This window comes from Serratia sp. BNK-33-b (assembly GCF_048684565.1).
In the GTDB taxonomy this organism is placed as follows: Bacteria; Pseudomonadota; Gammaproteobacteria; order Enterobacterales; family Enterobacteriaceae; genus Serratia; species Serratia marcescens.
Genome location: NZ_JBLQTZ010000001.1, coordinates 2,924,156 through 2,944,578, shown reverse-complemented (window position 1 = coordinate 2,944,578; position 20,423 = coordinate 2,924,156). Strand labels below are relative to the sequence as shown.

20 protein-coding genes are annotated in these 20,423 nt (G+C 59.3%); 16 read left to right on the top strand and 4 right to left on the bottom strand.

Annotation, left to right across the window (positions count from 1 at the left end):
• Positions 1-51: 51 nt before the first annotated feature.
• Entirely contained in the window at positions 52-3,417 is a 3,366-nt protein-coding gene (gene rne / locus ACMGGK_RS14140; protein WP_420276980.1) for a ribonuclease E, read from the bottom strand.
• A gap of 552 nt (positions 3,418-3,969) precedes the next feature.
• Between rne and rluC the strand changes: the two genes are divergently transcribed.
• Positions 3,970-4,929, top strand: coding sequence for a 23S rRNA pseudouridine(955/2504/2580) synthase RluC (rluC, locus tag ACMGGK_RS14135; protein ID WP_015377448.1), 960 nt, complete (start codon positions 3,970-3,972; stop codon positions 4,927-4,929).
• Positions 4,930-4,935: 6 nt separating this feature from the next.
• Here rluC and ACMGGK_RS14130 read toward each other — a convergent pair whose 3' ends face one another.
• Complete coding sequence (locus ACMGGK_RS14130; RefSeq protein ID WP_420276979.1) at positions 4,936-5,517, bottom strand: Maf family protein; 582 nt, start codon at positions 5,515-5,517, stop codon at positions 4,936-4,938.
• A gap of 141 nt (positions 5,518-5,658) precedes the next feature.
• Between ACMGGK_RS14130 and yceD the strand changes: the two genes are divergently transcribed.
• From yceD to ptsG, 14 genes are all read left to right on the top strand, one after another.
• Positions 5,659-6,180: a 23S rRNA accumulation protein YceD gene (yceD, locus tag ACMGGK_RS14125; RefSeq protein ID WP_004927780.1), complete on the top strand. Its 522-nt coding sequence runs from the start codon at positions 5,659-5,661 to the stop codon at positions 6,178-6,180.
• Positions 6,181-6,196: 16 nt separating this feature from the next.
• Positions 6,197-6,364, top strand: a complete 168-nt coding sequence (gene rpmF / locus ACMGGK_RS14120) for a 50S ribosomal protein L32 (RefSeq protein ID WP_004927778.1) — start codon at positions 6,197-6,199, stop codon at positions 6,362-6,364.
• A gap of 11 nt (positions 6,365-6,375) precedes the next feature.
• Positions 6,376-7,410 carry a phosphate acyltransferase PlsX gene (plsX, locus tag ACMGGK_RS14115; RefSeq protein WP_420276978.1) on the top strand — a complete coding sequence of 345 codons (1,035 nt, stop codon included), beginning with the start codon at positions 6,376-6,378 and terminating at the stop codon, positions 7,408-7,410.
• Positions 7,411-7,416: 6 nt separating this feature from the next.
• Positions 7,417-8,370, top strand: coding sequence for a beta-ketoacyl-ACP synthase III (locus ACMGGK_RS14110; RefSeq protein ID WP_028128023.1), 954 nt, complete (start codon positions 7,417-7,419; stop codon positions 8,368-8,370).
• Between the two features lie 18 nt (positions 8,371-8,388).
• A complete protein-coding gene (gene fabD / locus ACMGGK_RS14105) occupies positions 8,389-9,318 on the top strand; it encodes an ACP S-malonyltransferase (RefSeq protein ID WP_049300574.1) in 930 nt (309 codons plus the stop codon).
• An 11-nt stretch (positions 9,319-9,329) separates the two neighbouring features.
• Complete coding sequence (fabG, locus tag ACMGGK_RS14100; protein WP_016928193.1) at positions 9,330-10,064, top strand: 3-oxoacyl-ACP reductase FabG; 735 nt, start codon at positions 9,330-9,332, stop codon at positions 10,062-10,064.
• A 154-nt stretch (positions 10,065-10,218) separates the two neighbouring features.
• The gene (gene acpP, locus ACMGGK_RS14095) at positions 10,219-10,455 is read left to right on the top strand and encodes an acyl carrier protein (RefSeq protein WP_004719003.1); all 237 of its coding nucleotides are present in this window, start codon (positions 10,219-10,221) and stop codon (positions 10,453-10,455) included.
• An 82-nt stretch (positions 10,456-10,537) separates the two neighbouring features.
• Entirely contained in the window at positions 10,538-11,779 is a 1,242-nt protein-coding gene (gene fabF, locus ACMGGK_RS14090; RefSeq protein WP_004928734.1) for a beta-ketoacyl-ACP synthase II, read from the top strand.
• A gap of 145 nt (positions 11,780-11,924) precedes the next feature.
• Complete coding sequence (gene pabC, locus ACMGGK_RS14085) at positions 11,925-12,722, top strand: aminodeoxychorismate lyase (RefSeq protein ID WP_016928190.1); 798 nt, start codon at positions 11,925-11,927, stop codon at positions 12,720-12,722.
• A 13-nt stretch (positions 12,723-12,735) separates the two neighbouring features.
• Entirely contained in the window at positions 12,736-13,761 is a 1,026-nt protein-coding gene (gene mltG, locus ACMGGK_RS14080; RefSeq protein ID WP_016928189.1) for an endolytic transglycosylase MltG, read from the top strand.
• Positions 13,751-14,389, top strand: coding sequence for a dTMP kinase (tmk, locus tag ACMGGK_RS14075; protein WP_016928188.1), 639 nt, complete (start codon positions 13,751-13,753; stop codon positions 14,387-14,389). Before mltG ends, tmk begins: the two co-directional genes overlap by 11 nt.
• Positions 14,389-15,396, top strand: a complete 1,008-nt coding sequence (holB, locus tag ACMGGK_RS14070) for a DNA polymerase III subunit delta' (protein WP_033640744.1) — start codon at positions 14,389-14,391, stop codon at positions 15,394-15,396. Before tmk ends, holB begins: the two co-directional genes overlap by 1 nt.
• 19 nt (positions 15,397-15,415) lie before the next feature.
• The gene (locus tag ACMGGK_RS14065; RefSeq protein ID WP_016928186.1) at positions 15,416-16,192 is read left to right on the top strand and encodes a metal-dependent hydrolase; all 777 of its coding nucleotides are present in this window, start codon (positions 15,416-15,418) and stop codon (positions 16,190-16,192) included.
• Between the two features lie 341 nt (positions 16,193-16,533).
• Positions 16,534-17,967, top strand: coding sequence for a PTS glucose transporter subunit IIBC (gene ptsG, locus ACMGGK_RS14060; RefSeq protein WP_016928184.1), 1,434 nt, complete (start codon positions 16,534-16,536; stop codon positions 17,965-17,967).
• Positions 17,968-18,022: 55 nt separating this feature from the next.
• On the opposite strand, the gene ACMGGK_RS14055 is transcribed toward ptsG, so the two are convergent.
• Positions 18,023-18,388 (bottom strand): DUF4180 domain-containing protein, encoded by a 366-nt coding sequence (locus tag ACMGGK_RS14055; RefSeq protein ID WP_079449376.1) that lies wholly within the window; start codon positions 18,386-18,388, stop codon positions 18,023-18,025.
• Between the two features lie 14 nt (positions 18,389-18,402).
• Positions 18,403-18,873, bottom strand: coding sequence for a manganese-binding transcriptional regulator MntR (gene mntR, locus ACMGGK_RS14050; protein ID WP_016928182.1), 471 nt, complete (start codon positions 18,871-18,873; stop codon positions 18,403-18,405).
• A 230-nt stretch (positions 18,874-19,103) separates the two neighbouring features.
• On the opposite strand from mntR, the gene ACMGGK_RS14045 reads away from it, so the two are divergent.
• The gene (locus ACMGGK_RS14045) at positions 19,104-20,408 is read left to right on the top strand and encodes an Nramp family divalent metal transporter (RefSeq protein ID WP_239441767.1); all 1,305 of its coding nucleotides are present in this window, start codon (positions 19,104-19,106) and stop codon (positions 20,406-20,408) included.
• Positions 20,409-20,423 lie beyond the last annotated feature (15 nt).

Below are 20,423 nucleotides of genomic sequence, written 5' to 3'. Positions count from 1 at the left end.
AGGCAAGAAAAAACCCGCCGATGGCGGGTTTTTTTAGGGTTGCAGATTAACTTATTCGTTAACCGGCTGCGGTTTGGTGGCCGGCGCGGTCGCCTGGCTCACCGCCGAATGGCCGCCTGCGGAGCCTTTGCCTTCAAAGTTGAAGGAAGGGCGCTGCCAGTCGCTGTGCTTGCGTTCTTCCGGCACATAGGCCGGCGCAGGCGCTTTGGTCATCGGCGCAGTGGCGATGTGTTTGTACAGCGCGTCCTGCACGGCTTTCACCGGCGCCGGCTGCTGAGCAACCACTGGCGCAGGGGCTTTTTCCACCGGAGCGGCTTCCACGGCTGCCGCCGCAGGTGCGGCTTCTACCATTGGCGTTTCTTCCGCTGGCGTGGCTTCCACCACCGGTGCAGTTTCGACCACAGGCTCGTCTTCCGCTAGCGCAGGTTCAACCACTGGCTCTACAGCTACGGTTTCAGCTACCGGCTCGGCTTCCACTGCAGGGGCAGTCTCTTCCGCTTTCGGCTGTTCAACTGCAACAGTTGCCGGGGCGGTTTCCACCGGCGCCGGGATTTCCTCGGCCGGGATAGCCACGACAGGCGCTACGGCTGCAGCTTCTTCCGTTACGGTAACGGCAGCAGTTTCAACGGCGGCTTCTGGCGCAGGCGGGTTGATGCTGGCCGCCACCTGGGTTTCTTCCACGGCAACGTTGTGCTGTTCAACCGCGGCAGCGACAACCGGTGCCGCAGCCTGTTCTACGGCTTCGGTCTGCACTTCGGCTTCTTCAACCTGAGCGACCGGGTAGCTTACCCAGACTTTGCCCGATGCCATTTCCGGCGAAGCGAACGCGCCCGCCAGCGGCATTGGAGATTGCAGCGGGTAACGTTCATCGCGGTAACGACGGCGGCGCTGGCCACTGACGCGCAGGTGGCGCGGTGAACGGCGGGAACGGCGCGGCATGCCTTCGCCGTTGCCGCGGCTTTCGCCCTGGGCATCGTCTTCCGGCTGTGCGGCAACGGTTTCCGGCAGCAGCTTGACGCTGTCGTCGGCGGTCGGTTGCGCGTCTTCGGCTTTCGCTACCGGCGCTTTCGGCGCCAACAGCTCTTCCGCTGCGCGCTGCAGCTCTTCTTCGGCAGACAGGATACGCACTTTCTGCGTCAGCGTGCGGCGCTGACGGCGCTGCATGTTCTGCTGCTGGCGTTCTTCCTGTTCTTCGTCGGTGCTCTCGACCGCTTCAACGCTTTCCAGCGCTTTCACTTCCTGCTGAGCCTGACGTTTCTCTTCCTGACGGCGACGCTGGCGTTCAGCGCGCTGCTCACGGCGTTGCTGCTGATCTTCGCGCGGCGCTTTAGCGCCTTCTTCTGAAGCGGTTTCCTCCGCTACCGGCGCGTTCTGCTGCTGGTTGCGGCGGTTACGGCGCTGCTCATCGCGGGACTCACGCGATTCACGGCCTTCACGGTTCTCACGCGGTTCACGGTTGTCGCGCTCGCGATTGTCACGGCCTTCACCGCGCTCTTTACGCTCGCCGCGTTCCGGACGATCGCCACGGTCGCTACGCTCACCGCGCTCTTTACGGCCGGTGCCTTGACGGCGCTGACCGCGACGATCCTGACGACGGTTTTCACCGTTGCTTTCCGCCTTCGGCGCTTCGGCTGGTTTGGCTTCTTCGACGGCAGGTTGCTCTTCACCGGCGAACAAGTTCTTCAGACCACCGAACAGGCGACCCAGGAAGCCCGGCTTGGCGGCGGCCGGCGCTGCGGCTTTCGCCTTGGCGGCTGCAGCGGCAGGCTTGGCCACGGAGACGGGTTCTTCAGCCGGCGGCGGCGCATCGGCGGACAGCGAGAAGGAAGCCAGGGCCGGTTGCTCCGGACGCTTGCGCTCCATCGGCGCGTCTTCCAGCGGGCGCTCCATGTCTTCTTCGTGCAGCTTCGGCAGCAGGTAGCTGAGGGTAGAGGTTTCCTCGCCCTTGCGCACGCGCAGCACCGAGTAGTGCGGGGTTTGCATTTCATCGTTCGGCACGATGACGGCTTTCACGCCACCCTGACGTTTTTCGATCGCGCTGACGGATTCGCGCTTTTCGTTCAACAGGTACGAAGCGACCTGAACCGGCACGATAGCGTGAACTTCTTTGGTGTTTTCCTTCAGCGCTTCTTCTTCGATCAGGCGCAGAATGGACAGCGCCAGCGATTCGTTGTCGCGAATGGTGCCGGTGCCGTTACAGCGTGGGCACACGTGATGGCTGGACTCGCCCAGCGACGGGCTGAGGCGCTGACGCGACATTTCCAGCAGGCCGAAGCGGGAGATGCGGCCGATTTGGATGCGCGCGCGGTCTTGGCGCACGGCGTCACGCAGGCGGTTTTCCACTTCGCGCTGGTGGCGAACCGGCGTCATGTCGATGAAGTCGATGACGATCAGGCCGCCGAGGTCGCGCAGGCGCAGCTGGCGAGCGATCTCGTCCGCCGCTTCCAGGTTGGTGTTGAACGCCGTCTCTTCGATGTCGCCGCCGCGGGTTGCACGCGCGGAGTTGATGTCGATGGCGGTCAGCGCTTCGGTGCTGTCGATGACGATCGAGCCGCCGGACGGCAGGCGCACTTCGCGCTGGAAGGCGGATTCGATCTGCGATTCGATCTGATAGTGGCTGAACAGAGGAATTTCACCGCTGTACAGTTTGATTTTGCTGCTGAAATCCGGGCGGCCCAGCGCAGCGATGTGCTCTTTGGCCAGATCGAGAATTTTCGGGTTGTCGATCAGGATTTCGCCGATGTCCGGGCGCAGGTAATCGCGGAAGGCGCGCACGATAACGTTGCTTTCCTGGTGGATCAGGAACGGCGCAGAGCGGCCTTCGGCGGCTTTTTTAATCGCTTCCCAGTGCTTCAGGCGGAAGGAGAGATCCCACTGCAGCGCGTCGGCGGATTTGCCTACGCCCGCGGTGCGAACGATCAGGCCCATGCCGTCCGGCAGTTGCAGCGAAGAGAGCGCTTCTTTCAGCTCTGTGCGATCGTCGCCCTCGATGCGGCGAGAAATACCGCCGGCGCGCGGGTTGTTCGGCATCAGCACCAGATAACTGCCCGCCAGACTGATGAAGGTGGTCAAGGCGGCGCCTTTGTTGCCACGTTCTTCTTTGTCTACCTGAACGATGACTTCCTGGCCTTCGCGCAGCACATCTTTGATGTTCGGGCGACCATGGGAAGAGTAATTGCTAGGGAAGTATTCGCGGGCGATTTCTTTAAGGGGGAGGAAACCATGTCGTTCTGCGCCGTAGTCCACGAACGCTGCTTCAAGACTTGGTTCAATGCGGGTGATTTTGCCTTTGTAAATATTCGCTTTTTTCTGCTCATGACCCGGACTTTCAATATCCAAATCATACAGCCGCTGTCCATCTACGAGGGCAACACGCAACTCTTCCTGCTGAGTTGCGTTAATCAACATTCTTTTCATCTTAACTTACTCGTTATTTTTACATTATCGACAAAGCTGCGGGCAAAATAACCTCATGGCCGGAGTTAAACCGAAAGCCCCGTGTCTTCTCGCAAAGTCGTCAACCTCACGGTTGTCGCCTGCATAGGGGCGCATTATCTCGGTAAGCCTGCTTTTCTTTGTGAAAGACAGCACTTTTACTAGGGGAATAGCCTCTGATTTACGTCGACAGATCTGATTCCATTTGCCGGCCAAGCTGCAACCCGCAGCCCGCTAATTGTTTGATTTCGCATTACGTCTTACGCCATTGCTGCGTTTTTGCGCGATCAGACAAATTTTATAATTCCACCGTTTTCCCTGTTTAACGAGAATCAACGCGGAAAGTGACTGCATTATTCCACTGCTGATGCCGTTATAGCAAGGTGACTTTTCCTTAACTGCGGAAGAAATCGCAAACGTTCAAATCGGCTTGCTGCCTTATTGTCCGCTGGGGTTTCGCCCGCCGTCAGAGAGACAGTTAAGCACAGAAAAAGATGTGGCGCTATTCACGCGCTCTATTTAGAATCCCGCACCATGAAAACGAACAATCCAGCAGTACAATTCATCACGATTTCCGACGACGAAGCCGGTCAGAGAATCGACAACTTTCTGCTCGCTCGCCTGAAAGGCGTGCCGAAGAGCATGATTTATCGCATCGTGCGTAAAGGCGAGGTGCGGGTCAATAAAGGGCGCATCAAGGTTGAATACAAATTGGCGGCTGGCGACGTGGTGCGCGTGCCGCCGGTGCGGGTGGCCGAGCGCGAAGAGACGCCGGTGTCGGCCAAGCTGGATAAGGTGGCCGCGCTGGCCGACTGTATTTTGTATGAAGACGACCACCTGCTGATCCTCAACAAGCCTTCCGGCACCGCAGTGCACGGCGGCAGCGGCCTGAGCTTCGGCGTGATCGAAGGGCTGCGCGCGTTGCGCCCGGAGGCTCGTTTCCTTGAACTGGTGCACCGGCTCGATCGCGATACCTCCGGCGTGCTGTTGGTGGCCAAGAAGCGTTCCGCGCTGCGTTCGCTGCATGAGCAACTGCGGCTGAAAGGCATGCAGAAAGATTATCTGGCGCTGGTGCGCGGCCAATGGCAATCGCACTGCAAGGCCGTACAGGCGCCGCTGCTGAAAAATATTTTGCAAAGCGGTGAACGCATCGTGCGCGTCAACAGCGAAGGCAAGCCTTCGGAAACCCGCTTCAAGGTGGAAGAGCGTTACGAATTCGCCACCCTGGTGAAGGCTAGCCCAATCACCGGGCGTACCCACCAGATCCGCGTGCACACTCTGCATGCCGGGCACCCGATCGCCTTTGACGACCGCTATGGCGACCGCGAGTTCGATCGCCAACTGGCGGGTACCGGCCTGAAGCGGCTATTCCTGCACGCCGCTGCGCTGCGCTTCGAGCATCCGGCCACCGGCGAAACGATGCGCATCGAAGCGCCGATGGACGAAGAACTGCGCCACTGTCTGCAGGTGCTGCGCCGGCAGGCGGCCAAGTAATCTGCGTCACCCCTGCGGGTTGATGCCTTCAGCCCGCAACATCTCCAACAGCGCGATCAACGGCAGGCCGATCAGGGCGTTCGGATCCCGGCCTTCCAGCCTGTCGAACAGCGCGATCCCCAATCCCTCGCTCTTGAAACTGCCTGCGCAGTTCAGCGGTTGCTCCAGACGTACATAGGCGGCTATCTCCGCTTCGCTCAGCGCGCGAAAATGCACGTGAAACGGCTCGCACAAAGCTTGCAGCTGCTTGCTGCGGCCGTTGTACAGCGCCAGGCCGGTATAGAAAGTCACGGCTTGGCCACTGGCCTGCCGCAGCTGCGCCCGGGCGTTTTCCTCGGTATGGGGCTTGCCGGTGATGTTGCCATCGATCACGCAGACCTGATCGGAGCCGATGATCAGATGCTCGGGATAGGCGAGGGCCAACGCCTGAGCCTTCGCCGCCGCCAGGCGCAGCACCAGCGCTTCCGCGCTTTCGCCGGGCAAGGGGGTTTCATCCACTTCCGGCGCGGCGCAGTCGAACGGCAGCTGCAGCTTCTCCAGCAGCATTTTTCGATAGGGGGAGGTGGAGGCTAAAAGCAATCTCTGCATAATTTTTTTCGCAAACCGTAGCGTAAATGGGTACGGCATTTTAAACTGTCGGCCGCTGTGGAAGCGAATATTGGTGAAAGGAGCCGTTTTACGGCCTTTTTCTTTGACTCTATGTCGTTACAAAGTTAATATGCGCGCCCTATGCAAAAGGTAAAATTACCCTTGACCATTGATGCGGTACGTACCGCTCAGAAACGCCTGGACTATGCTGGTGTCTATGCGCCTGAGCAGGTTACTCGTGTTGCCGACTCCGTGGTCAGTGTGGACAGTGATGTCGAGGTGTCGTTGTCGTTTAATATCGACAATCAACGCCTCGCGGTGATAACAGGGCATGCGGACGTCACGGTAACGTTGATGTGCCAACGCTGTGGAGTCCCGTTCGAACATCAGGTTCACACAACATATTGTTTTAGCCCGGTCGTCAATGATGAGCAGGCTGAGGCATTACCGGAAGCGTACGAACCGATCGAAGTTGACGAGTTTGGCGAAGTCGATCTGTTGGCAATGATTGAAGACGAAATTATTCTTTCACTGCCTGTCGTTCCGGTACATGAATCTGAACACTGTGAAGTGTCCGAAGCGGACATGGTATTTGGCCAACTGCCTCCTGAGGCGGAGAAACCGAATCCGTTTGCCGTATTAGCCAGTTTAAAGCGTAAGTAATTGAGGAGTAAGGTCCATGGCCGTACAACAGAATAAACCAACCCGTTCCAAGCGTGGCATGCGTCGTTCTCACGATGCTCTGACCACGACTACTCTGTCTGTAGACAAAGTATCCGGTGAAACTCACCGTCGTCACCACATCACTGCCGACGGTTTCTACCGCGGTCGCAAGGTTATCGGCTAAGTAGCGATACCTTGACTCGTCTAACCCTGGCGTTAGATGCAATGGGCGGGGACTTCGGTCCCTGCGTCACAGTGCCTGCTTCGTTGCAGGCACTGGCCTCTAATTTACAGCTTCATCTCCTGCTGGTCGGCAATCCCGACGTCATCTCTCCCTTGCTTGCCCACGCCGATCCGGTTCTTCTGGAGCGTCTGCAAGTCGTGCCCGCCGAGTCCGTGATCGCCGGCGACGCCAAACCTTCACAAGCGATACGCGCCAGCCGCGGCACGTCGATGCGCATTGCGCTCGAGCAGCTCAGCAGCGGAAACGCGCAGGGGTGCGTCAGCGCCGGCAATACCGGTGCGCTGATGGGATTGGCGAAGCTGTTGGTCAAGCCGCTGGAAGGCATCGAGCGCCCGGCGCTGATGACGGCGATCCCGAATCAGCAACGCAGCAAAACCGTGGTGCTGGATCTCGGCGCCAACGTCGAGTGCGACAGCACCATGCTGGTGCAGTTTGCCGTGATGGGGGCGGTGATGGCGGAAGAGGTGATCGGCATTGCGCAAGCGCGGGTGGCGCTGCTGAATATTGGCGAAGAAGAGACCAAAGGCCTGGATAATATCCGCGAAGCGGCCGCTGTGCTAAAAAATACTCCGGCAATCAACTATATTGGTTACCTGGAAGGAAACGAACTGCTCACCGGCAAGACCGACGTGTTGGTTTGCGATGGCTTCGTGGGCAACGTCACCCTGAAAACCATGGAAGGGGTGGTCAGGGTGTTCTTATCGCTGTTGAAATCGTCCGGCGACGGAAACAAGCGAGCGTGGTGGTTGAAATTGTTGGGCCGTTGGTTGCAAAAACGGGTGGTTAAGCGGTTCGGCCACCTGAACCCCGACCAGTATAATGGCGCATGTCTGTTAGGATTGCGCAGCACCGTAGTCAAGAGCCACGGCGCTGCGAACCCTCACGCGTTTGCAGTCGCAATCGAACAGGCTGTGCAGGCGGTGCAGCGGCAAGTCCCGGAAAGGATTGCTGCGCGCCTTGAGGCTGTATTACCTAAGAGTGACTGATCGTACATGTATACAAAGATTCTCGGTACGGGGAGTTATTTGCCCGTACAAGTGCGCACCAATGCTGATTTGGAAAAAATGGTGGATACCTCTGACGAATGGATCGTCACGCGTACCGGTATCCGCGAACGTCGCATCGCCGCTGCGGATGAAACCGTTGCGACGATGAGCTTCCAGGCCGCTGAGAACGCGCTGGAAATGGCAGGTGTGGCTAAAGAAGACATTGGGCTTATCATCGTGGCGACCACCACGACCACTCACGCGTTCCCGAGCGCGGCGTGCCTGGTGCAGCAAATGCTGGGCATCAAAGACTGCGCGGCGTTCGATCTGGCTGCGGCCTGCGCCGGCTTTACTTATGCGCTCAGCGTGGCCGATCAGTACGTGAAAAACGGCGCGGTCAAACATGCGCTGGTTATCGGCGCGGACGTCTTGTCGCGCACGCTCGATCCTGAAGATCGCGGCACCATCATCCTGTTTGGCGATGGCGCGGGTGCGGTGGTGCTTGGGGCGTCTGAAGAGCCGGGCATTCTGTCTACCCATCTGCATGCCGACGGCAGCTACGGCAACCTGCTGACGCTGCCGTACAAGGATCGCCAGAATCAAGACAAGCCGGCCTATGTCACCATGGCGGGCAACGAAGTCTTCAAGGTTGCGGTCACCGAACTGGCGCGCATCGTCGACGAGACGTTGCAGGCCAACAACATGGACCGCAGCGAGCTGGATTGGCTGGTGCCGCACCAGGCCAACCTGCGCATCATCAGCGCAACGGCGAAAAAACTGGGCATGGGGATGGACAAAGTGGTGGTGACGCTCGATCGTCACGGCAACACCTCTGCCGCCTCGGTGCCTTCCGCACTGGACGAAGCCGTGCGCGACGGGCGAATTCAGCGTGGTCAACTGGTGCTGTTGGAAGCCTTCGGCGGCGGCTTTACCTGGGGCTCGGCGCTGGTTCGTTTCTGATTTGGACAGGAAGAAAAAATGACGCAATTTGCTTTTGTTTTCCCGGGCCAGGGGTCGCAGACCGTTGGCATGCTGGCCGAGTTGGCCGCACAGTTCCCGATCGTCGAAGAAACCTTCGGCGAGGCTTCTTCCGCCCTGGGTTACGACCTGTGGCTGCTGGTGCAGCAAGGTCCGGCGGAAGAACTGAACAAAACCTGGCAGACCCAACCGGCTCTGCTGGCCGCTTCGGTGGCGATTTTCCGCGTGTGGCAGCAGCAGGGCGGTAAAGCGCCTGCGCTGATGGCTGGCCACAGCCTGGGCGAGTACTCGGCGCTGGTCTGCGCCGGCGTGCTGGACTTCAAGGCGGCGATCCGTCTGGTCGAACTGCGCGGCAAGCTGATGCAGGAAGCGGTGCCGGAAGGCACCGGCGCGATGTACGCCATCATCGGTCTGGACAACGACGCGATCGCCAAGGCGTGCGAAGAGTCCGCTCAGGGGCAGGTGGTTTCTCCGGTCAACTTCAACTCGCCGGGCCAGGTGGTCATCGCCGGCAACAAAGACGCGGTTGAACGTGCGGGCGCCGCCTGCAAAGCCGCCGGCGCCAAACGTGCGCTGCCGCTGCCGGTGAGCGTGCCTTCGCACTGCGCGCTGATGAAGCCGGCCGCCGACAAGCTGGCCGTAGCGCTGCAGGACATCACTTTCAACGCGCCGCAGGTGCCGGTGGTGAATAACGTCGACGTGCGCATCGAAAACGATCCTGAAGCGATCCGCAGCGCGCTGGTGCGTCAGCTGTACAGCCCGGTGCGTTGGACCGAGAGCGTAGAATTTATCGCAGCACAGGGAGTGACGTCGCTGCTGGAAGTGGGGCCGGGCAAAGTGCTGACCGGTCTGACTAAACGTATTGTTGACACCCTGACGGCTGCGGCGGTGAACGACACCGCCAGCCTGTCGGCGGCGCTTGAACAATAAAGAGGAAAATGATGAGCTTCGAAGGTAAAATCGTTCTGGTCACCGGCGCGAGCCGCGGTATTGGCCGAGCCATTGCAGAAACGTTTGTAGCACGCGGCGCCAAAGTGATCGGCACCGCAACCAGCGAGAGCGGCGCTGAAGCGATCAGCAGCTACCTGGGCGCAAACGGCAAAGGGTTTATGTTGAACGTTGTTGATGCGCAATCTATCGACAGCGTGCTGGCATCGATTCGCGCCGAATTTGGCGAAATCGACATTTTAGTGAATAATGCCGGCATCACGCGTGATAACCTGCTGATGCGTATGAAGGATGATGAGTGGGAGGATATCCTCGACACTAACCTGACTTCCGTATTCCGCCTGTCAAAAGCGGTAATGCGCGCTATGATGAAAAAGCGGTTTGGCCGTATCATCACCATCGGTTCCGTTGTCGGCACCATGGGGAACGCAGGGCAGGCGAACTACGCGGCGGCTAAAGCCGGTCTGATTGGTTTTAGCAAATCTTTGGCACGTGAAGTTGCTTCGCGTGGCATTACGGTCAACGTCGTGGCACCTGGCTTTATTGAGACGGACATGACACGGGCGTTGACAGATGATCAACGCGCAGGCATTTTGTCATCAGTTCCAGCCAACCGGCTGGGCGATGCTAAAGAAATCGCCAGCGCTGTTGCATTTTTGGCCTCTGATGAGGCCGGCTATATCACCGGTGAAACGTTACATGTCAATGGCGGCATGTACATGATTTAAAAAATGTGAAAACCATTTGCGTTATTTGAGGCAAAAACCGCAAAATAGCGTAAAATCGTGGTTTGACCAGCCGGGATTTAGTTGCATCTTTTTCAGCATTTTATACACTACGAAAACCATCGCGAAAGCGAGTTTTGATAGGAAATTTAAGAGTATGAGCACTATCGAAGAACGCGTTAAGAAAATCATTGTTGAGCAACTGGGTGTTAAACAGGAAGAAGTTTTGAACAACGCTTCTTTCGTTGAAGATCTGGGCGCTGATTCTCTTGACACCGTTGAGCTGGTAATGGCACTGGAAGAAGAATTCGACACCGAGATTCCAGACGAAGAAGCTGAGAAGATCACTACTGTTCAGGCAGCTATTGATTTCATCAACGCTAGCCAGCAGTAAGAGAACATATCTAGGCGGTCGTTCGACCGCCTAAGTTTTTTCTATCCCTAGTGTCATATTTTTCCCTCCCTGGAGGACAAACGTGTCTAAGCGTCGAGTAGTTGTGACCGGACTGGGCATGTTGTCTCCTGTCGGCAATACGGTAGAGTCCACGTGGAACGCTCTTCTTGCCGGTCAGAGTGGCATCAGCCTGATCGACCATTTCGATACCACTGCCTATGCGACCAAGTTTGCTGGCCTGGTAAAGAATTTTAATTCTGAGGATTTCATCTCTCGCAAAGATGCGCGCAAGATGGACGCCTTTATCCAGTACGGTATCGCTGCCGGCATGCAAGCCATGCAGGATGCTGGCCTGGACATCACCGAGGCTAACGCCACCCGCATTGGAGCCGCGATCGGTTCCGGCATCGGCGGCCTGGGTTTGATCGAAGAAAACCACAGTTCACTGGTTAACGGTGGCCCACGGAAAATCAGTCCGTTCTTCGTGCCATCCACCATCGTGAATATGATTGCAGGCCACCTGACAATCATGTACGGCATGCGTGGCCCAAGCATTTCCATCGCCACCGCCTGTACTTCAGGTGTGCACAACATCGGCCATGCGGCGCGCATCATTGCCTACAATGATGCGGACGTGATGCTGGCCGGTGGGGCAGAGAAAGCCAGCACCCCATTGGGCGTCGGCGGCTTTGGCGCAGCGCGCGCCCTGTCCACCCGTAATGACAACCCGCAGGCGGCGAGCCGTCCGTGGGATAAAGACCGCGACGGCTTCGTGCTGGGCGACGGCGCCGGCATGATGGTGCTCGAAGAGTACGAACATGCGAAAAAACGCGGCGCGAAAATCTACGCCGAAGTGGTTGGCTTTGGGATGAGCAGCGACGCTTATCACATGACGTCACCACCAGAAAACGGCGCTGGCGCTGCGTTGGCGATGGAAAATGCCCTGCTTGACGCCGGTGTGACCCCGTCACAAATCGGTTACATCAACGCACACGGCACCTCTACGCCGGCGGGCGACCAGGCGGAAGCGCAGGCGGTGAAATCCGTGTTCGGCGCCGATGCAGAGCGCGTGCTGGTGAGCTCGACCAAATCGATGACCGGCCACCTGTTGGGCGCGGCGGGCGCGATCGAGTCTATCTTCACCGTGCTGGCGCTGCGCGATCAGGCGGTACCGCCAACCATCAACCTGGATAACCCGGATGAAGGTTGCGATCTGGACTTCGTGCCCCACGAAGCGCGCCAGGTCAGCGATATGGAGTACACCCTGTGTAACTCCTTCGGCTTCGGCGGCACCAACGGCTCGCTGATCTTCCGCCGAGTGTAACTTGCGCTGTTGAACGCTGATGAAAAGCCCGGTTTTTTAACCGGGCTTTTTTACGCCTGGCGTCCGGCCGTCAGCAGGGCTGCGTATTGCCTCGCCGCCTGCTATTCTGCGAGCGTAATGATATCACCCGGCAACAGGAGGAAGCATGTACTGGATTAACGGACAACGCCACGATGCGCTGGCGCCGAGCGATCGCGGCCTGCAGTTCGGCGATGGCTGTTTTACGACTGCCCGGGTTATCGACGGTAAAATCGAGCTGCTGCCCTGGCATCTGGAGCGGCTGCAGCAAGCGGCGCAGCGGCTGATGCTGCCCTCCACCGATTGGCCGGCTTTCGAGCGCGAGATGGCGCAGGCGGCCGAATCAATTCCGCTCGGCGTGGTCAAAGCGATACTGACGCGCGGCAGCGGCGGGCGGGGTTACAGCCCGACCGGGTGCGAAAACCCGACGCGCATCGTGGCCCGCAGCAGCTACCCTGCGCACTATTTGCAGTGGCGCGAGCAGGGCATTACGCTTGCGCTCAGCCCGGTGGCGCTGGCGCGCAATCCGCTGCTGGCGGGGTTGAAGCATTTGAACCGCCTGGAGCAGGTGCTGATCCGCGCGCATCTTGACCAGACGGCCGCCGACGAGGCGCTGGTGCTTGACACTGCCGGTATGCTGGTGGAATGCTGTGCGGCTAATTTGTTCTGGCGTAAGGGAAAAGCGGTATTTACCCCGGATCTGAGCCAGGCGGGCGTCGCGGGCCTCATGCGGCGGCGAGTGATCGCGCTGCTGGCGGGCTCGGAATACCGTCTGCACTGCGTCAGTGAACCGCTGGATACGCTGGCCGATGCCGACGAAGTCCTGGTGAGCAATGCGCTAATGCCGTTGCTGCCGGTAAACGCTGCGCAATCATGGCGTTATGCTTCACGTCAGCTGTATGATTTTTTGCGTCCACACTGTTAACCATGGCTAATTGATGAAGAAAAGAAAGCTGAAGGTCCTGTCTGTTATTGTTGTTCTGGTATTGGCGCTGTTGTTTTGGGGCTACCAGAAGATCGAACGCTTTGCCGATACGCCACTGGCTATCCAACAAGAAACCATCTTCAAACTGCCGGCCGGCACTGGCCGGGTAGCGCTCGAAGGGTTACTGGTGCGCGATAAATTGGTGCACAATGGCCGCTGGTTCCAGTGGCTGCTGAAGCTGGAGCCGGAGCTGGCGGAATTTAAAGCCGGTACCTACCGGTTCACGCCGGGCATGACGGTGCGCCAGATGCTGAAACTGTTGGCCAGCGGCAAAGAGGCGCAGTTCACCGCACGCTTTATCGAAGGCTCACGCCTGCGTGACTGGCAGCAGGTGTTGCAGCAGTCCAAATACCTGAAACACACCCTGGCGGGCAAGAGCGAAGCGGAGATCGCCGCTGCGCTCGGCATTCCTGCGGGAGAAACCCCGGAAGGACATTTGTACCCGGATACCTATCAGTATACCGCCGGCATGAGCGACATCGCGCTGCTCAAACGCGCGCATGTGCGCATGAACAAAGCGCTGCAGGCCGCTTGGGCCGGCCGCGACACCAGCCTGCCGTACAAAAAGCCGGAAGAGCTGCTGACCATGGCTTCGATCGTCGAGAAAGAGACCGCCGTGCCGGAAGAGCGCAGCAAGGTGGCGTCGGTGTTCGTCAACCGCTTGCGCATCGGCATGCGTCTGCAGACCGATCCGACGGTGATCTACGGCATGGGCGAAAGCTATAATGGCAACATCACGCGCAAGGATCTGGAGACGCCGACGCCTTACAACACCTATGTGATCGCCGGCCTGCCGCCAACGCCGATCGCCATGCCGGGTGAGGCCTCGTTGCAGGCGGCCGCCAATCCGGCCAAAACGCCATATCTCTATTTTGTCGCCGACGGCAAGGGTGGGCATACCTTCACCACCAATCTGGCGAGCCATAACCAGGCGGTGCGCGTGTACCGTCAGGCGTTAAAGGAAAAGAATGAAAAGTAAATTCGTTGTAATTGAAGGGCTGGAAGGCGCGGGCAAAACCACCGCGCGCGATACGGTGGTCAATGTGCTGCGTGAACATGGCATCAACGATATCGTCTTCACCCGTGAACCCGGCGGCACGCCGCTGGCGGAGAAGCTGCGCGATCTGTTCAAGCGCGGCATCGACGGCGAATTGCCGACCATCAAGGCCGAAGTCTTGATGCTGTACGCTGCGCGCGTGCAGTTGGTGGAAACCGTGATCAAACCCGCCCTGGCGCGCGGCGCCTGGGTGGTGGGCGATCGCCACGATCTCTCTTCACAGGCTTACCAGGGCGGCGGCCGCGGTGTGGATCCGCAGTTGATGACCTCGCTGCGCGACACCGTGCTGGGGGATTTCCGCCCGGATTTGACGGTCTATCTCGATCTGCCGCCGCTGGTCGGCCTGCAACGCGCGCAGGCGCGCGGCCAGTTGGATCGCATCGAACAGGAGGCGCTGCCGTTCTTCGAACGCACCCGCGCTCGCTATCTCGAGCTGGCGGCGCAGGATGAAACCATCGTCACCGTCGACGCCGCCCAGCCGCTGGAGCAGGTGACCGCGGCGATCCGCGACTGCGTCGGCCACTGGCTGCGGCAGCAGGAAGGCGCATAATGAACTGGTACCCGTGGCTGAACGGCCCTTATCGCCAGCTGATTGGGCAGTACGCTGAGGGCCGTGGCCATCATGCGCTGCTGCTGCACGCGGCGGCGGGCAATGGTGACGATGCGCTGGCCTACGGCTTGAGCCGCTGGTTGATCTGCCAACAGCGCAACGGCGAAAAAAGCTGTGGCGAGTGTCACAGCTGCCGGCTGATGCTGGCGGGCAACCACCCGGATTATCATGTGCTGGCGCCGGAAAAGGGCAAGAGCAGCCTGGGTATCGAACCGATTCGCCAGGTGATTGAAACGCTGTACGCTCACGCTCAACAGGGCGGCGCCAAGGTGATTTGGCTGCCGCAGGCGGAACAGCTGACCGAGGCGGCGGCCAACGCGCTGTTGAAAACGCTGGAAGAGCCGCCGGAGAAAACCTATTTTCTGCTGGGTTGCCGTGAGCCGTCGCGGCTGATGGCGACGTTGCGCAGCCGCTGCCTGTACTGGCATTTGGCCAGCCCGGATGAACAACTCAGCCTGCAGTGGCTGAGCCGGCAGGCGGCCGGCTCTCAGACGGACCGCCTCACGGCGCTGCGCCTGCACGACGGCGCGCCGCTGGCCGCCGAACAGCTGTTGCAGCCGCAGCAGTGGCAGCAGCGCAGCGCGCTGTGCGCCGCCTTGAGCGCCGCGCTGCCGCAGCGCGATATGCTGTCGCTGCTGCCGGCGCTGAACCATGAAGACGTCGCCGAGCGCCTGCACTGGCTGTGCGCGCTGCTGGTGGACGCCATGAAGTGGCAGCAGGGCGCGCATCACTATGTATTGAATCAGGATCAGCAGCCGCTGGTGCATCAGTTGGCCAGCCTGCTGAGCAGCGCCTCGCTGCAACAGATCGTGCAGCAGTGGTTGAACTGCCGCCATCAGCTGCTCAGCGTGGTGGGCGTCAACCGCGAGCTGCTGCTGACCGAACAGTTACTTCGCTGGGAACAGATGCTTGGCGCCGCCGGCTATTCCCACCCTCACTCGTTGTAAAGTTAAAGAGTTAAACATTATGTTGTTAGTCGATTCTCATTGCCACCTTGACAGTCTGGATTATCAGACGCTGCACCAGAATGTGGACGACGCGCTGGCCAAGGCCAAAGCGCGCGACGTCGGCTATGTGCTGGCGGTCGCCACCACGTTGCCGGGTTACCGTTCCATGACCGAACTGATCGGCGAGCGCAACGACGTGGCCTTCTCGTGCGGGGTGCATCCGCTCAATCTGGAAGAGGGTTATGATTACGCCGAACTGCGTCGCCTGGCGGCGGCGGAGCAGGTGGTGGCGCTGGGAGAGACCGGGCTCGATTACTTCTACCAGAAAGACAACCTTGAGCTGCAGCAGGACTCTTTCCGCGAACATATCCGCATTGGCCGGGATCTGAACAAGCCGGTGATCGTCCACACCCGCGATGCGCGCGCGGACACGCTGGCGATCCTGCGTGAAGAGAATGCACAGGACTGCGGCGGCGTGCTGCACTGCTTCACCGAAGATCTGGCCACGGCCGAAGCCCTGTTGGATCTGGGCTTCTACATCTCTTTCTCCGGTATCGTCACCTTCCGCAATGCCGAACAGCTGCGCGAAGTGGCGCGTTATGTGCCGCTGGATCGCATTTTGGTGGAAACCGACTCGCCGTACCTGGCGCCGGTGCCGCATCGCGGCAAAGAAAACCAACCCGCCTATGTGCGTGATGTGGCTGAATACATGGCGGTATTGAAGGGCGTTAGCCTGGAACAACTGGCCGAAGCCACCACCGCCAACTTTTCACGCTTATTTCACCTCGAACTGTGATCTTTGACCTAGGCTATAGCTGTAGGTCATTGTCTGCGTAATTTTTTTTAAGCTCGTAATTAATCACTGAAACGGGTAAGGTTCCCTCCCGTTTCAAGGTGGTTGGCGCGCGTTTTTTGCTCTGTTTTGCCAAAAAAACGCCGATTTTTGCAAAGTTGCGCGGCTCGATCATCGAAACGTGATTGTCATCAAACATTGCGCAGGCTATTTATTTTACTCTGCGTAATAAATTCAAGGGGTGCTCAGACACCCTGAATTGCAGGGGTTTTTCTCCCCCCTTGCAGCGCGAATCATCGCGACAAGAAGTAGCAAAGCATTATTACTCAGGAGCACACTCAACTATGTTCAAGAACGCATTTGCAAACCTGCAAAAAGTAGGTAAATCGCTCATGCTGCCGGTGTCCGTGTTGCCTATCGCAGGTATCCTGCTGGGCGTCGGCTCCGCCAACTTTAGCTGGCTACCTGCGGTAGTCTCCCACGTGATGGCGGAAGCGGGCGGTTCGGTCTTCGCCAATATGCCGCTGATTTTCGCCATCGGCGTCGCTCTGGGCTTCACCAACAACGACGGCGTTTCCGCGCTGGCGGCGGTGGTGGCTTACGGCATTATGGTGAAAACCATGGCGGTGGTTGCGCCGCTGGTGCTGCACCTGCCGGCTGAAGAAATTGCGGCCAAACACCTGGCGGATACCGGCGTGCTCGGGGGGATTATCTCCGGCGCCATCGCGGCCTATATGTTCAACCGCTTCTTCCGCATTCAACTGCCGGAATACTTGGGCTTCTTTGCCGGTAAGCGTTTCGTGCCGATCATTTCCGGTCTGGCGGCGATCGTTCTGGGCGTAGTGCTGTCCTTCATCTGGCCGCCGATCGGTACGGCTATCCAGACCTTCTCGCAGTGGGCGGCTTATCAGAACCCGGTCGTGGCCTTCGGCATTTACGGCGTGGTTGAGCGTGCTCTGGTGCCGTTCGGTCTGCACCACATCTGGAACGTGCCGTTCCAAATGCAAATCGGTGAATTCACCAACGCGGCGGGCCAGGTGTTCCACGGCGACATCCCTCGCTACATGGCGGGTGACCCAACCGCGGGCAAACTGTCCGGCGGCTTCCTGTTCAAAATGTATGGTCTGCCTGCTGCGGCCATCGCCATCTGGCACTCGGCCAAGCCGGAAAACCGCGCGAAAGTCGGCGGTATCATGATCTCCGCCGCGCTGACCTCGTTCCTGACCGGTATCACCGAGCCGATCGAGTTCTCCTTCATGTTCGTCGCGCCGATCCTGTACGTGATCCACGCTATCCTGGCCGGTCTGGCGTTCCCAATCTGCATCCTGTTGGGCATGCGTGACGGCACCAGCTTCTCGCACGGCCTGATCGACTTTATCGTACTGAGCGGCAACAGCAGCAAAATCTGGCTGTTCCCAATCGTCGGCATCGTCTACGGTCTGGTGTACTACACCATCTTCCGCGTGCTGATCGCCAAGCTGGATCTGAAAACCCCTGGCCGTGAAGACACCGCTGCCGAGCAGACTGCGCAGGGCGGTTCCGAAATGTCCGCGGCGCTGGTTCAGGCCTTCGGCGGTAAAGAAAACATCACTAACCTGGATGCTTGCATCACCCGTCTGCGCGTCAGCGTGGCCGACGTGTCCAAAGTCGACCAGGCGGGCCTGAAGAAACTGGGCGCAGCCGGCGTAGTCGTCGCTGGCTCCGGCGTACAGGCCATCTTCGGCACCAAGTCCGACAACCTGAAAACCGATATGGACGAATACATCCGTAATCATTGATTCAGGCAGGGGAGTTATCAAGGGAGGCGAAGCCTCCCTTTTTTATTGCTTGTCGTCAGGCGCCAAGGCGCTGTTCGAGTTCGGCGAGAGAAGGAAGGAACCAGACCTGTTCGCCGCGATTGGCTTCGCGAACGAAATCTTGCAGCGCGTTGCTTTGCGCTAACCAAGGGGTGATATCGCCCAGCAGCGTCACGCGCAGGTGGTAGTTGATGAATTTCTGCAATACGGCGCCGGCAATGCCGCTTTTGAGCTGGAAAAAGGTGGCGTCGAGGCGGTTGATGGGGAGGGCAATCATCCCGGCCTCGTGTTCAAAGGCGGGCGCGATAAACAGGCTGACGTCGTTTTCGTCTTTCAACATCGGCCCGGCTTCGGCGAAAACCACCAGGCACAGATCGTAGACTTGCTGCACGGCGTAGCTCATCGGCGCTCCGGGAGTCAGGGTTTGGCATGTTTTTGCAGGTAATGCTCGAACACCGCCAGCGTTTCGTCCGAGATATGGTGTTCAATCCCTTCGCTGTCCAGCTCGGCGGTTTCGCTCGGCACCCCGAGGCACATCAGCAGATCGACCACGATGCGGTGACGGCGGCGCACCTTCTGCGCCAGCTGCTCGCCTTCCTCGGTTAAAAACACCCCGCGATAAGGGCGCGACTCCACCAGCCCGGCGCTTTTGAGCCGCGCGATATTTTTGATCGCCGTCGGGTGAGAGACGCCGAAGCGGCGCGCGATATCGGTGGTTCTGGCTTCGCGGGTGCTTTGCAGCAAATCGGCGATCAGCTCAACGTAATCTTCGATCAGCGCATTGGACTGCGCTTCGCGGGCGCGGCTAAAACGCAGGGCGTGCTCGGCCTCGTCCGGCATGTCGGTCTGGGCGTGGCGGTCGGCGTTATCTGGCGCGCGGGTAACCATAGCGTAGGGCGTCCTGTAAGCATAAAAATGGCGTCTCCCGGCAATGCGGGGAGGGTTGCCCTAAGTTAGTCCAAATAGCACACATTATCAATTCGATGCCACGCATTGTGGTAGTTAGAAATATCTCTACACAAAGCCCATTAATTTCGCCTGTTGCATAAAGTGTAGCCGATGCTACATTGTCAGCATGATCGGTGGAAAAATAACCAGCAAAAGATTAAGGGTACTTCATGCGAGACGCGGCAACCCCCTCATCGTTAACCGAACGAACCAACATCGCGATTGGCGCCGCTCTTGCCGGACGCAAGCGCGGCGCCTTCACGCCGCTGCTGTTCGCCGGCCCGGCGGTGATTGCCTCTATCGCCTATATGGATCCCGGTAATTTCGCCACCAACATTCAGGCCGGGGCGAAGTACGGTTACAGCCTGCTATGGGTGGTGGTGATGGCCAACCTGATCGCCATGCTGTTCCAGGCGCTGTCGGCCAAACTGGGCATCGTCACCAACCGCAATCTGGCGGAGATGTGCCGCGACCAGTTCTCACGGCCGGTGGTGATCGGCATGTGGCTGCTCAGCGAAGTGGCGGCGATGGCCACCGATTTGGCGGAGTTTCTCGGCGGGGCGATCGCGCTGGCGCTGCTGTTCCACATGCCGCTGCTGGCGGGGATGGGGGTGACGGCGGTGATCACCTATGCGCTGTTGATGGTGGAAAAGAAAGGTTTCCGCCCGGTCGAGCTGATGATTGGCGGCCTGGTGGGCATCATCGCGCTGTGCTACCTGGTGGAGATGTTCATCGTGCCGGTGGACTGGCAGGCGGCCGGCCTCGGCATGGTGACGCCGCAGTTGCCGGATGCCCAGGCGCTGACCATCGCCGTCGGCATTATCGGTGCCACTGTGATGCCGCACGCCATTTTCCTGCACTCGGGATTGACCCAGCACCGCAGCCCCGCCAGCGACAACGGCGAGCGGCGCAAGCTGCTGCGTTTTTCCAATATTGAAGTGGTGATCGCGCTGGCGCTTGCCGGGCTGGTGAATATTGCGATGGTGATCATGGCCTCGAGCGCCTTCCACGCCGGTAACAGCGACGTGGCCGAAATCGGCACCGCCTACCATACGCTGACGCCGCTGTTCGGCGCGGCGGCGGCCGGCATCTTCCTGGCTTCGCTGATCGCCTCCGGCATTTCCAGCTCGGTGGTGGGCACCATGGCCGGGCAGATGATCATGCAGGGCTTCGTCGGTTTCCGTATCCCGGTGTGGGTGCGCCGTCTGGTCACCATGGTGCCGGCGTTCATCGTGGTGGCGATGGGCGTCAACGCCACCGACGCGCTGGTCTACAGCCAGGTGGTGCTGAGCCTGGCGCTGCCGGCGCCGATGATCGCGCTGGTAATGTTCACCCGTCGCCGCGACATCATGGGCGAGTTCGCCAACGGTCGCTGGACCAGTCTGGCGGCGGTGGTCGGCACGGTGGTGATCGTGCTGCTCAACGGGGTGTTGCTGCTGCAGACTTTCGGCGTCGATATCCCTGGACTGGGGTGAGGTAAGTCAATCTGG